General features: G+C 69.1%; 10 protein-coding genes. 5 read left to right on the top strand and 5 right to left on the bottom strand.

Annotated features, from left to right (window positions below):
- Positions 1-13 precede the first annotated feature (13 nt).
- A complete protein-coding gene (purL, locus tag AVL48_RS16130) occupies positions 14-2,299 on the bottom strand; it encodes a phosphoribosylformylglycinamidine synthase subunit PurL (protein ID WP_143178240.1) in 2,286 nt (761 codons plus the stop codon).
- Between the two features lie 119 nt (positions 2,300-2,418).
- Between purL and AVL48_RS16125 the strand changes: the two genes are divergently transcribed.
- Positions 2,419-4,044, top strand: coding sequence for an ABC transporter ATP-binding protein (locus tag AVL48_RS16125; protein WP_061981893.1), 1,626 nt, complete (start codon positions 2,419-2,421; stop codon positions 4,042-4,044).
- A 61-nt stretch (positions 4,045-4,105) separates the two neighbouring features.
- Complete coding sequence (locus AVL48_RS16120) at positions 4,106-5,833, top strand: ABC transporter ATP-binding protein (RefSeq protein WP_061981892.1); 1,728 nt, start codon at positions 4,106-4,108, stop codon at positions 5,831-5,833.
- A 57-nt stretch (positions 5,834-5,890) separates the two neighbouring features.
- Here the strand turns inward: AVL48_RS16120 and purQ are convergent, their stop codons facing one another.
- Both purQ and purS read right to left on the bottom strand, forming a co-directional pair.
- Positions 5,891-6,568, bottom strand: a complete 678-nt coding sequence (gene purQ / locus AVL48_RS16115) for a phosphoribosylformylglycinamidine synthase subunit PurQ (RefSeq protein ID WP_007032539.1) — start codon at positions 6,566-6,568, stop codon at positions 5,891-5,893.
- Positions 6,565-6,804, bottom strand: coding sequence for a phosphoribosylformylglycinamidine synthase subunit PurS (purS, locus tag AVL48_RS16110; RefSeq protein ID WP_003056885.1), 240 nt, complete (start codon positions 6,802-6,804; stop codon positions 6,565-6,567). The genes purQ and purS overlap by 4 nt, the downstream gene beginning before the upstream one ends.
- A 66-nt stretch (positions 6,805-6,870) precedes the next feature.
- Here purS and AVL48_RS16105 point away from each other — a divergent pair, with 66 nt between their 5' ends.
- Positions 6,871-7,656, top strand: coding sequence for a hypothetical protein (locus AVL48_RS16105; protein ID WP_061981891.1), 786 nt, complete (start codon positions 6,871-6,873; stop codon positions 7,654-7,656).
- 105 nt (positions 7,657-7,761) lie between these two features.
- Positions 7,762-9,342: a GMC family oxidoreductase gene (locus AVL48_RS16100; protein ID WP_061981890.1), complete on the top strand. Its 1,581-nt coding sequence runs from the start codon at positions 7,762-7,764 to the stop codon at positions 9,340-9,342.
- A 102-nt stretch (positions 9,343-9,444) separates the two neighbouring features.
- Here the strand turns inward: AVL48_RS16100 and AVL48_RS16095 are convergent, their stop codons facing one another.
- Positions 9,445-10,947, bottom strand: coding sequence for an aldehyde dehydrogenase family protein (locus AVL48_RS16095; protein ID WP_061981889.1), 1,503 nt, complete (start codon positions 10,945-10,947; stop codon positions 9,445-9,447).
- A gap of 33 nt (positions 10,948-10,980) precedes the next feature.
- The gene (locus AVL48_RS16090; protein WP_061981888.1) at positions 10,981-12,123 is read right to left on the bottom strand and encodes an MFS transporter; all 1,143 of its coding nucleotides are present in this window, start codon (positions 12,121-12,123) and stop codon (positions 10,981-10,983) included.
- Between the two features lie 61 nt (positions 12,124-12,184).
- Between AVL48_RS16090 and AVL48_RS16085 the strand changes: the two genes are divergently transcribed.
- On the top strand, positions 12,185-13,129 hold the full coding sequence (locus AVL48_RS16085; protein WP_061981887.1) for an ArsR/SmtB family transcription factor: 945 nt from the start codon (positions 12,185-12,187) through the stop codon (positions 13,127-13,129).
- The last annotated feature ends 28 nt before the right edge of the window (positions 13,130-13,157 follow it).

The following is a 13,157-nucleotide window of genomic DNA, read 5'->3' as shown; positions in this document are numbered from 1 at the left end:
CTCACGACATCTTTTACCCGAAGAGTGCCGGAAGGGTCCGCTCCCAGGTCTCGCGAAGCTCGTCCAGGGTGAATTCGGTGATGTCCTGGAGTTCGAGCGAGCCCGACTCCGGATCCACCACACCGGTCTTGCGCCACGGCATCCCGCGCGCGGTCAGCATTTCGGTGAACCGCAGTTCCTCGGTGCGCGGCACGGCGACCAGCACCCGGCCCGCGGACTCGGAGAACAGCTGCACGAACGGGTCCTGCTCCACGTCGAGGAAGACGCGGGCACCGCACTGTCCGATGAGGACGGTCTCGACGAGCGTCTGGATCAGGCCGCCGTCGGAGATGTCGTGCGCGGCGGAGATCATGCCGTCGCGCGAACCGGCGATGAGGATGTCGGCGAGCAGCTTCTCGCGCGCCAGATCCACGCGAGGCGGGCGACCGCCGAGGTGGCCGTGCAGTTCGCGCGCCCAGGCGGAACCGTCCAGCTCGTCGTGGGTCTCACCCAGCAGCAGCAGGGTTTCCCCGGCCTCCGCGCCGATGCCGGTCGGGATGCGGCGGGTGACGTCGTCGATCACGCCGAGCACGCCGACCACCGGCGTCGGCAGGATGGCCACGTCACCGGTCTGGTTGAAGAAGCTGACGTTGCCGCCGGTGACCGGGATCCCGAGTTCGACGCAGCCGTCGGCCAGCCCGTGCACGGCCTGCTCGAACTGCCACATCACGCCCGGGTCGGTCGGCGCGCCGAAGTTCAGGCAGTCCGAGACCGCGACCGGCTTCGCGCCACTGGTGGCGACGTTGCGGTAGGCCTCGGCCAGCGCGAGCTTCGCGCCTTCGTACGGGTCGAGGAAGACGAACTTGCTGTTGCAGTCGGTCGAGACCGCGACACCGCGGCCGGTCGACTCGTCGATGCGGATGACACCGGAGTCCGACGGCTGCGCGAGCACGGTGTTGCCGCGCACGTAGCGGTCGTACTGGGAGGTCACCCATTCCTTCGACGCCTGGTTCGGCGACGAGATCAGCTTGAGGATGTCAGCGCGCAGTTCGTCCGGAGTGGACGGACGCGGCAGCTTCGCCGAGGTGTCCGCCTGCAGCGCGTCCTGTGTGGACGGGCGCTGGATCGGGCGGTCGTACACCGGGCCCTGGTGCGCCACGGTGTGCGCCGGGACGTCGACGACGATCTCGTCGTTCCAGGTGATCACGAGGTGCTCGCCGTCGGTGACCTCGCCGATGTCGGTGGCGATGACGTCCCACTTCTCGCAGACCTTCATGAACGCCTCGACGTTCTCCGGCGAGACGACCGCGCACATGCGCTCCTGCGACTCGCTGGACAGCACCTCCGCCGGGGTCATCCCGGTGGCCCGCAGCGGAACCCGGTCGAGGTAGATGTGCATGCCGCCGTCACCGGCCGCCGCGAGCTCCGACGTCGCGCAGGAGAGCCCGGCGCCACCGAGGTCCTGGATGCCGACGACGAGCTTCTGCGCGAACAGTTCGAGGCAGCACTCGATGAGCACCTTCTCGGTGAAGGGGTCGCCGACCTGGACGCTCGGCAGCTTCTTGCGGCCGCCCGAGGACTCGTCGCCGGAGAAGGTGTCGCTCGCGAGCACGGACACGCCGCCGATGCCGTCGAGACCGGTGCGCGCGCCGAACAGGATGATCTTGTTGCCCTTGCCGGAGGCGAAGGCGAGGTGCAGGTCCTCGACGCGCATCGCGCCGACGCACAGGGCGTTGACCAGCGGGTTGCCGGCGTAGCTCTCGTCGAACACGAGCTCGCCGCCGATGTTCGGCAGGCCGAGGCAGTTTCCGTAGCCGCCGACGCCGGCGACCACGCCGGGCAGCACGCGGCGGGTGTCGGGCGCGTCGGCCGGGCCGAAGCGCAGCGCGTCGGCCACGGCGAGCGGGCGCGCGCCCATCGCCATGATGTCGCGGACGATGCCGCCGACGCCGGTGGCGGCGCCCTGGTACGGCTCCACGTAGGACGGGTGGTTGTGGCTCTCGACCTTGAAGGTGACCGCCCAGCCCTCGCCGATGTCGACGACGCCCGCGTTCTCGCCGATGCCGGCGAGCATTTTCTCCTTCATCTCGGGCGTGGCGGTCTCACCGAAGTAGCGCAGGTGCTTCTTCGAGGACTTGTACGAGCAGTGCTCGCTCCACATCACCGAATACATCGCCAGTTCGGCGTCGGTCGGACGGCGGCCGAGGATCTCCCGGATCCGGGCGTACTCGTCGTCGGCGAGGCCGAGCTCGACATACGGCTGGGTCTGCTCCGGGGTCGCCTCGGCGCGTGCGGTGGTGTCGACGTCGGTGCTGGTCACGGTGTCCACATCAGGGTTCGCCACGGCGTTAAGAGTAGGCGAGCGGACAGGGCGGCTCGCGGTCGCCTACGCATAAATCATTCGCGCCGAGGGTAATGATCCGCTTACCGTCGACAATCGTGCTTTCCGCCACATACCCCCTTCCGCGACTGAGGCTGCCCGCCAAGCCGACCGCCTGGCGCTACCTGGTCACGATGATGCTCGCGCGGCCGGGACTGCTCGCCGTCTCGGCGATCAGTGGCGCGCTCTGGTCGCTGCCGATCGCGCTTCTGCCGGTCGCGATCGGCCGGGGCATCGACGCGATCGGCAGCGGTGACAGCGACTCCGTCTGGCTGTGGGGTCTCGCCGCGGCCGGACTCGGCATCGCGCAGACACTCGCGGGCACGGTGCAGCATTTCGCTTCCTACGGCTGCTGGATCCACGGTGCCGGGGTCACTCAGCGCCTGGCCACCGAACACGCCGCGAAGCTGGGCGTGAATCTGCGGGACACGACCACCACCGGGGACGTCGTCGCGATCACCACCAGCGACATCAACCCCATCGGCGACTCCTTCGAGGTGCTCGGCCGGGCCTTCGGTTCGCTGATCGCGTTCATCGTGTGCGCGACGGCGTTGCTGACGACGTCTCCGCTGCTCGGCGTGGTCGCGCTGATCGGTGTGCCGCTGGCGGTGGTGGGCATCGGACCGCTGCTGAAGCCGCTGGAAAAGCGCCAGACGAAACAGCGTGAGGAGAAGACCGAGGTCAACGCGCTCGCCGCGGACATCGTCTCCGGGCTGCGGATCCTTCGCGGCGTCGGCGGTGAGAAGCAGTTCCTCGACCGCTTCCGCCGCTCCAGCCAGCGAGTGCGGGCGGCCGGTGTCGAGGTGGGGCGCAGCGAGGCGTGGCTCGCGGCGGCGGAGGTCGCGCTGCCGGGGCTGGTCACGGTGGTCATCACCTGGCTGGGCGCGCAGCTGGCGATGAACGGCACCATCGGCATCGGGGAGCTGATCACGTTCTACGGCATCTCGGTGTTCTTGGTGATCCCGGTGACGACCGCGACCGAGTTCGCGGGCGTGCTGAGCGCCGCGCTGGTTTCGGCGCGGAAGGTGTGCAAACTGCTGTCCACCGAACGCACGCTCGCCGAACCGGAGAACCAGGTGCCGCTGCCGGAAGGCCCGCTGGACCTCTACGACGAGACGTCCGGGATCAAGGCCGAGGCAGGCAAGCTGACCGTCATCGACGTCGGAGCCGACGCCGAGGCGGTGGCTTCGCGGATGGCGCGGTTCACCGATCCGGATGAACCTGCCCTGGCGGGCGGGGTTCCGGTGAACCGGGTCACCCTCGCCGAACTGCGGCGACGGATCGTGTTCGCGCACAACCAGGACATCTGGTTCTCCGGGGTGCTGCGCGAGCAGGTCACCCCCGCCGAGCCCGGCGAGGTCGAGATCACCGAAGCGCTGTACGCGGCGGACGCCGACGACATCGTGGAGGCGCTGCCCAACGGCGTCGACGAGGTCATCGGCGAACGCGGGCGTGAGGTTTCCGGAGGTCAGCGGCAGCGGCTGAACCTGGCCCGCGCGCTGGCGACCGACGCCGATGTCCTGCTGCTCGACGAGCCGACCTCGGCCGTCGACGCGCACACCGAAGCTCGCATAACCGAACGCGTCGCGAAGCTGCGACGCGGCAAGACCACCGTCGTGTTCAGTCAGAGTCCTTTGTGGACTCATGTCGCCGACGTGGTCGTGAGTACGAAAGTGGTGGCCTGAAGACGGAGTCGCCGCGCCCGCCTTTGGCCGACCACCACCTCGGGGGTAAGGAAATGACAGCATGAAGAAGCTGCCGCTGGCAGACAGGAAAGACGTTCGACGTTGGATACGGGAGACCGCGCGCGACAACAAGCGTGAGTTCTCCGTGATGATCGGCCTGTTCTGCGTCGCGACCGCGATCGGCCTGGCCGGACCCCAACTGCTGGGCGCGCTGGTGGACGAGGTCGTGGAAGGTACGACGACCACCACCATCACCTGGCTCGCGATCGCGTTCGTGGTCGTGCTGGCGGCGCAGGCCTGGTTCAAGGGGCTGGCACGGCTGCGCGCACGGGTGTTCGGCGAGCGGATCCTGGCGCGCAACCGCGAGGAGTTCGTGGGCAACGCGCTGAACCTGCCGCTGGGCACGGTCGAAGCGGCGGGCACGGGAGACCTGCTCAGCCGCGCGACCACCGACGTCAGCCGGATCGACCACGCGGTGCGCTTCGGCGCGCCCGAGATCATGATCGCCGCCGTCACCGTGGTCTTCACCGTGGTGGCGATGGTGCTCACGTCACCGTTCCTCGCGCTGGGCCTGCTGGTCGCGCTGCCGCTGCTGGTGCCGGTGAACATCTGGTACCAGCGGCGGATTCCCGACGTGATGCGGCGGATGCTGGACCGCTGGGCCGAACTGCAGTCCACCACGCACGAAACCGCGGAGGGCGCGCGGACGGCCGAGGCGCTGAACCTGACCGGCCGCCGGATCCGCGCCGGACACGACGGCCTCGACGCGTCCATGCTGGGCGAGCGCAAGATCCGGGCGCTGCAGATGCGGTGGATCCCGTCGCTGGAGATCAGCTACGTACTGCCGGTGCCGGTGATGCTCGGCCTGGGGCTGCTCGCCTACTCGAACGGCTGGGAAGGGCTCGGCACCATCACCGCGATGCTGCTGTACTCGCAGGTCATGACGGGTCCGCTGAACGAGGCGCTGTTCTGGCTCGCGGACATGCAGGTCGCCGGGGCCTCGTTGCGGCGGCTGCTGGGTGTGAGACCGCCTTCGTCGGTTGCTGCGCGTTCGGAGGCTCCGCGCGGTCAGGACATCGAGGTCCGCGACGTCCGGTTCGGCTACAACGAAGGCCGCGAAGTGCTGCACGGGATCGACCTGCGGGTGCCCGCCGGCGAACGGCTGGCGATCGTCGGTCCATCGGGCGCCGGCAAGTCGACACTGGGACGGCTGCTGGCCGGGATGTCCGCGCCGACGTCGGGTTCGGTGCGGATCGGCGGGACCGAGGTGTCGACGCTGCCGGACGACGTCCTGCGCGGTGAGATCCTGCTGCTGACCCAGGAGCACCACGTGTTCTCGGGGACGCTGCGGGACAACCTCACGCTGCCCGCCGGTGACTGGACCGACGAGCGGCTGCTGGCCGCGCTGGACTCCGTCGGCGCTTCGGAGTGGGTGGCGAGCCTGCCGGGCGGGCTGGACACGCGGGTCGGGGCCGGTGCGGTCGCCGTGCCGGCGGCGATGGCGCAGCAGCTGGCGCTGGCGCGGGTGGTGCTGGCCGATCCGCACACGCTGGTGCTGGACGAGGCGACGTCACTGCTGGACACGGGTTCGGCGCGGGAGCTGGAGCGATCGCTGAGCGCGGTGCTCGAGGGGCGCACGGTGATCGCGATCGCGCACCGGCTGCATACGGCGGCCGCGGCGGACCGGGTCGCGGTCATCGAGGGCGGCCGGGTGACCGAGCTGGGTTCGCACGCGGAACTGCTGGCGGCGGGTGGGCCTTACGCGGCACTGGTGGCCGCCGCCTCCTGACGCATTTCGTCCTCTAAATGCGGTTTCACGCATTTAGAGGACGAAATGCGAGAGCTGTCAAGCGGAGACGAGAGCGTCCACGGCGCTGTAGAACATGCCGAGGCCGTCATCGGAAGGTCCGGTGAGGGCATCGATGGCGTGCTCCGGGTGCGGCATGAGACCGACGACGCGGCCGTTCTCACTGCGGATCCCGGCGATGTCGTTGCGCGAGCCGTTCGGGTTGCCGCCGACGTAGCGGAACACCACGCGGCCTTCGCCCTCCAGCTCGTCGAGCGTGGCCTGCTCGGCGACGAAGCAGCCGTCGATGTTCTTCATCGGGATGAGGATCTCGGCGTCCTTGTCGTACCGGGTGGTCCACGCGGTGTCGTTGTTCTCGACACGCAGCCACTGGTCACGGCAGATGAAGTGCAGGCCCGCGTTGCGGATCATCGCGCCCGGCAGCAGCCCGGCCTCGCACAGGATCTGGAAGCCGTTGCAGATGCCCAGCACCGGCATGCCCTTGTGGGCGGCCTCGATCACCGACGACATCACCGGCGCGAACCGCGCGATGACGCCGGCGCGCAGGTAGTCGCCGTAGGAGAAGCCACCGGGGACGACGACGGCGTCGACGCCCTTGAGGTCCTCGTCCGCGTGCCACAGCGGCACGGCTTCGGCGTCGGCGTAGCGGACCGCGCGGGCCGCGTCACCGTCGTCGAGCGTGCCGGGGAAGGTGATGACCCCGATCCGCGCGCTCACGCGTCGACCCGCTTGATGGTCCACTGCTCGATGACGGGGTTCGCGAGGAAGCCCTCGGCGATCTTTTCGAGGGTCGCATCGTCGACTGTGTCGTCGACCTCGATCTCGAAGTGCTTGCCCTGACGGATCTCGGTGATCCCGGTGAAGCCGAGACGACCGGCCGCACCGAGCGCGGCTTGGCCCTGCGGGTCGAGGATTTCGGGCTTGGGCATGACGTCGACAACGACTCGGGCCACGGCAGGCTGCTCCTTATTCACGCAGGTCGTGGGTACCGCCAGAGCCTACTTCACTACTGTTGCCGCATGACCTACGGGCAACCGCAGTACGGGTACCAGCAGCCGCCGAAGAAGTCGAAGACGTGGCTCTGGGTGACGCTCACGCTGGTCATCCTGCTGGCGGGCGGCGTCGCGTTCACCGGCTGGGTGACGCCCGGGTTCTTCAAGACCAAGCTCGACACCGAGTCGCGCGCGACGCCGGAGCAGCTGAGCCGGTCGTTCGTGAACGGCGTCGCCGAAGATCGCCTCAGCCGCCTGTGGTGCCCGGTCCGTTCGAAGCGGTCCTACACGTTCGAGCAGACCATGGCCGTCTCCGAGGGCGCACAACTGAGCACGCCCGCCCATCAGCGTGCGGAGCAGGAGTGGTCGGCCGCGTTCACCGCGTCGGACATGACCGTCGGGATCGCGATGATCCCCGGCGAAGGCGGCTGGTGCGTGCGCGACGCCAAGATCGGTGGTGAACCCGAGCCGCTGCGGAGCATCGAGACGAAGCCCGCGCCGCGCCCCGACGTCAAGACCGGCGAAGAGGCGGGGAACAAGTTCGTCGACGCGATCAACGAGCGCGACATCCCGGCCGCGTTGGCCGTGTTGTGCGGGAAGGTGCCCGACACGACCCGCGACGGCGTGCAGCAGATCATCCACGGCGAGGCTAGGTACACCGTCGAGAAGGCCGACGTGCTGACCACCGCCAAACAGACGGTCCTGCATCTCAGTGGTCTCGTCGACGGCGTCCGAAAACCAGGACGAGTCGAAACCGAGGACGACGCCGAGAGCGGCCCCTGCGTGGCCTCTTTTTCACCCGACTCCGATTGAGCTCGCCCCAATCCTTCGACTGGGGGATGCTCGGAGCGCGACGCTGAGCCAAGATGAGCTCATTGGCGGGACGCCAACACCGGGTGAGCAGCAGCTGGAGGCACCGTGGCCGATCAGGACTCGTTCGATTACGTCATCGTCGGCGCGGGCAGCGCGGGCTGCGTGCTGGCGAACCGGCTGAGTGACGATCCGTCGGCGCGGGTGCTGCTGCTCGAAGCGGGCGGCGAGGACGACGCCGACGAGATCCACATCCCCGCCGCGTTCCCCGGGCTGTTCAAGACGAAGTGGGATTGGAACTACGAAACGGTCGAGCAGAAGCACACCGGCAAGACCCTGTACTGGCCGCGCGGGAAGACACTCGGCGGCTGTTCCTCGATCAACGCGATGATCTACATCCGCGGCAACCGCGCGGACTACGACGGCTGGCGCGACGGGTACGGCGCCGAGGGCTGGGGTTTCGACGACGTCCTGCCGTATTTCAAGCGAGCCGAAGGAAACCAGCGGCTCGGCGGACCGCTGCACGGCACCGATGGGCCACTGAACGTCGAGGACCGGCGCTTCACCCACGAGCTTTCCCACGCCTGGGTGGATTCCGCGGTCGCGTGGGGCCTCAAGCGCACCGACGACTTCAACGGGGAATCGCAGGAAGGCGCCGGCGTCTACCAGGTGACGTGCAAGAAGGGCCGCCGCTGGTCGACGGCCGACGCGTACCTGCGGCCCGCGTTGTCCCGCCCGAACCTCACCGTGCGGACCCACGCGCAGGCGACCCGCGTCGTCTTCGAAGGAACCCGCGCGATCGGCGTGTCCTATTTGGACAAAGGTGTCGAGACGACGGTGCGCGCGTCCACCGAAGTCCTGCTCAGCGGCGGCGCGGTGAACTCGCCGCAACTGCTGATGCTTTCCGGCGTCGGCCCGGCGGAACACCTGCGGGAACACGGGATCGACGTGGTGGCCGCGCTTCCCGGCGTCGGCGACAATCTGCACGACCACCCGGCCTGCGGCATCATCTGGTCCACTCGAGGCACTACCGACCTCGTGGACGCGGCGACGCCGGGTGGCCTGGTGCGTTACCAGCTCACCAAACGCGGCCCGCTGACCTCGAACATCGGCGAAGCGGGCGCGTTCCTGCCCGCCGCGGACGGTGGTTCGCCACCGGACATGCAGATCCACGTCGCGCCGACGTTGTTCTACGACAACGGAATGCGCGAACCGACCGTGCCGGGCTTCACGTCGGCGGCGACGTTGGTGGAGGTCGCGAGCCGGGGACGGTTGCGGCTCAAGTCGTCGAATCCGTTGTGGAAGCCCGAAATCGACCCGGCCTACTACGCCGAGTCCGTGGACATGGAGAAAATGTTGGCCGGGCTGCGCGCCCTGGTGGAGATCGGGAAGTCCGGACCGCTGGCGCGATACCTCGACAAGCCGTTCCTGCCGGAGCGGCACGACCTGACCGACACGGAACTGGCCGACTACGTCCGCGAGAAGACGCAGACGCTGTATCACCCGGTGGGGACCTGTTCGATGGGGACGGGTGAGAACGCGGTCGTCGACCCCTCGCTGAAGGTGCGTGGGGTGGACGGACTGCGGGTGGTGGACGCGTCGGTGATGCCCGTCGTGCCGCGCGGGAACACGAACGCGCCGACGATCATGGTCGCGGAGAAGGCGGCGGACCTCATCCGGGGCGTGTGAGGGGTCCTTTCACGCTTCCGGCAAGCGCAATGAAGGGGCCTTTCATCGCAAATTTTGCGATGAAAGGCCCCTTCATTGCACGCGGGGGTTGACCGGACCGGCTCAGCGTTTCCCGTGCAGCACGGTGATCAGCTTCGCCACCAGGGCGTCGGTCTTTTCCTTGCGGGAGAACGAGGTCATCACGATCGGCGCGGTGAACCGTTGCCGTGCGACGGCCTTCGGCCGGGCGAACTCGCGCAGGCCTTCGGGGCCGTGGATCCGCCCGAAGCCCGAGTCGCCGACGCCACCGAAGGGCAGCGAAGCGATACCGGCGAAGGAAAGCGGCGCGTTGATCGCCGTCATGCCGGTGCGCAGGCGGGCGGCCAGTTCCGGGCCGCGCGACTTCGAGAACACCGTGGAACCGAGGCCGTACTTGGTGTCGTTGGCCTTCTCGACGGCCTCGTCCATGTCGCGCACCTTGGCGATGGTGACGGTCGGGCCGAACGTCTCCTCCTTGACCGCCGAGGAGTCCTCCGGCACGTCGACGAGCACCGTCGGCTGCACGTACCGGTCGCCGACCGCGTCGACGCCGCCGACGAGCGCCTTGCCGCCGCGTTCGATGGCGTCCGCGATGTGCCGCTTGATCACGGCGAGTTGCGAGGGCATCGTCACCGGGCCGTACTGCGCGGCCTCGTCCGAACCGGCCCGCACGTCCTTCGACTTCTCGACGACCTTCGCGACGAACTCGTCGTGTACGCGCTCGTGGACGTACACGCGCTCGACGCCGATGCAGGTCTGGCCGGAGTTGGAGAACGCGCCCCAGACGGTCGCGTCGGCGGCGGCTTCGAGGTCGGCGTCCGCGTCGACCAGGACCGCGTCCTTGCCGCCCGCCTCGATGATCACCGGCGTCAGGGTTTCGGCGGCCGCGGCCATGATCTTCTTGCCGGTGCCGGTCGAACCGGTGAAGGCGATCTTGTCGACGCCGGCGCCGACGAGCGAGGCGCCGGTCTCACCGAAGCCGGTGATCAGCTGCAGCACCGGCCACTCCGGGACCACCTCGTTGAAGGCGTCGACCAGCCACTTCCCGACGCCCGGGGTGTACTCGCTCGGCTTGAACACGACGGTGTTCCCGGCGGCGAGTGCGTAGGCGATGGAGCCGAGCGGAGTGAAGACCGGGTAGTTCCACGGGCCGATCACGCCCACGACGCCGAGCGGCTGGTACTCGACCGTCGCCACCTGGTTCGACATCATGAGCCCGGTCGCGCGACGCTGTTTGCCGAGCACCTTGCGCGCGTTCTTGCCCGCCCAAGCGATGTGCTCGATGGCGAGGACGCTCTCCAGCTGCGCGTCCGCGAGCGGCTTGCCGGTCTCGTCGCGGACGACCTGGCACAGCTGCGGCAGCCGCCGGGTGATGACGCCCTTCCAGCGGCGCAGCCGCTCGGCGCGACCGTCGAAACCGAGCCCGGACCACCATCCGGCGGCGTCCCTCGCGCGGGCGACGGTGGCGCGGACGTCCTCCCTGGTGTGCACCGGGTAAGTACCGACGACCTCGTCGGTCGCCGGGCTGAGGGAATCGAAGGTCTCCCCCACGCTGTGCGCGGTCGGCTTCGGCTGGACTGCGGTCATCGACTTCTCCCGTGTCTCGGCTCAAAGCCCAGGCTACGACGTTACTGACGGCGTGCCAATAGCTTGCCCGGGGCGTGCCACCAGCATCGCACAGGTGACGAGGGCCGCGAGGACACCGAACAGCGGCGCCAGCCGTACCGGCAGCACGCCGATCGCGAGCGACCCCAGCCCGAACCCCGACGCCTGCACGGTGAAGGCCAGCGAGAACCCTTCCGACCGGCGCTGTTCCGGCAGCAGCCGCTGCAGGTTGACCGACGAGACGGCCATCATCGGACCGGTGCAGAGCCCGATCAGCGCGACTCCGCCGAGCAACCCGGCCCAGCCGAGACCCGCCGACACCGCGATCCCGCCGACCACGAACCCGGCAAGGAACAGGCGCGGATCACCGACCTTCCCCCGCGCCGCGTACAGCGCGCTCCCGGCGATGCTGGCGGCGCACAGCACGACGATGACGAGCGCCGTCGTCGAATCGGGCGCGCCGAGCCGCTGGACCAGCGGCAACAGGCCGACCTCGACGGTCGACAGCAGCAAGCCGACGCTGAACAGCCCGAACAGCCAAGGAACGCAGGCGGCGACCGGGATCCGCTGCCGCTCGACCGTCCTTTGTGGAGCGTGAGCGACGGTCCGCCGCGGCACCAGAAGGGCCGCGAGCAGGGCGACGACGGCCATCGCGAGCACGGGGACGGCCGGGCCGGACGTCGCGAGGAGCGCCACCAGCAATGGTCCGCCGACGATGACGCCTTCGAGGATCATCGCGTCGACCGAAACCGCCCGGGGTAGCTCCTCGTCGGTCACGGTGACGGCCAGCAGCGACCGGAATCCGCCGTTGAGCCCGCCCGCGACCAGTCCCGGCGGGATCGCCAGCGCGAGCAGCACGAGATCCGGTGCCCCGGCGGAAGCGACCGCGGCCAGCAGGAACAGGCCGGCGGCGACCAGCGACAGCATCGCGGCGAGGCCGCGTGCGGGTCCGACGCGGTCGAGCAGGCGCCCCGTGGGCACGGCGCCGACCATTTCGGCGGCGACGAAGACGGCCATCATGACCCCGCCGAGCCGGTACGAACCGGTGGCCGCGGTGGTCAGCACGGTGAAGGCCAGCGGCGCCATCGTGGCGGGCAGCCGGTTCAGCTGCACCCCCAGCGACCAGCGCCAATACCCGGAATTACGAAGCAAGCTCATACCGCGAACACTGCCGAAAGCATCCTGGCGAGGACTACTGATTAGGGCATAGCCTAATCCGATGATCGAGCTGATCCTGACCACCGGGAGCGCCAACCGCGTCCGGTTCGGCATCTCCCCGCTCGACGAGACCATGGGCGCGATGCAGACCCTGCTCGGACGGCGCGGGCATCCGAGTCATCTGCCCTGGCTGCGCGGGGCCGCCGCGAAACTGCCGGAGCTGCCCATCGGCGACTTCGCCAAGGTGATGAGCGCGCGGCACTACATCACCGATTTCCTCAGCCCGCCACCGAGCGGCCCCGAGACCACCGCGTCCGCCCAACTCACCGAAATCCGCCGCACCGCACCGGAACAGGTCGCCCGTGAATTGTCCAAAGTAGACGCCGAGCTGAGCGGCCTCCCCGAAGACCCGGCCGAGGCCAGGGATCTGCTCGCCGAGCAGATGGAGATCGCCTGGACCGAACTGGTCGAACCGCACTGGCCGCGGATGCGCCGGTTCCTCGTCGCCGACATCGAGGAACGTTCGCGACGGTTGGCCGACGGCGGGATCGCGCTGGTGCTGGAGGACATTCACCCGCGGGTGCGGCTCGTCGACGACGTCCTGGTGATCGAGATGAAAGAACGCGGCCGGGTTCACCTCGATCGACGCGGGCTGTTGCTGATCCCCGGCGTCTTCGCGTGGCCGTCGGTCGGCGTGATCACGATGGAGCCGTGGCAGCCTTCGCTGCTGTACCCGGCTCGCGGCGTGGCCGAGCTGTGGTCGGACCCCGAACGCCCGTCCGACGCGCTCGCCGGAGTGCTCGGCCGCACCAAGGCCGCCCTGCTCACGACACTCAACGAGCCCGCGAGTACCACCGAGTTGGCGCGAAGACTGAGCTTCTCGGCACCGACGGTCTCACAGCATCTGACCGCGATGCGCGCGGCGGGGCTGCTCGACACCCGGCGCCGAGGGCGCGAAGTCCGCTACCTCCGCACGGAACTTGGCGACGCCCTGCTACGGGCATAGGCTGGAATTGACCGACCGTGAAGGAGAA

Origin of the sequence: Amycolatopsis regifaucium, from assembly GCF_001613935.1 — a bacterium.
GTDB lineage: Bacteria > Actinomycetota > Actinomycetes > Mycobacteriales > Pseudonocardiaceae > Amycolatopsis > Amycolatopsis regifaucium.
Note: the sequence above shows the minus strand (reverse complement) of the source record. Positions and strands in the feature narration are given on the sequence as shown.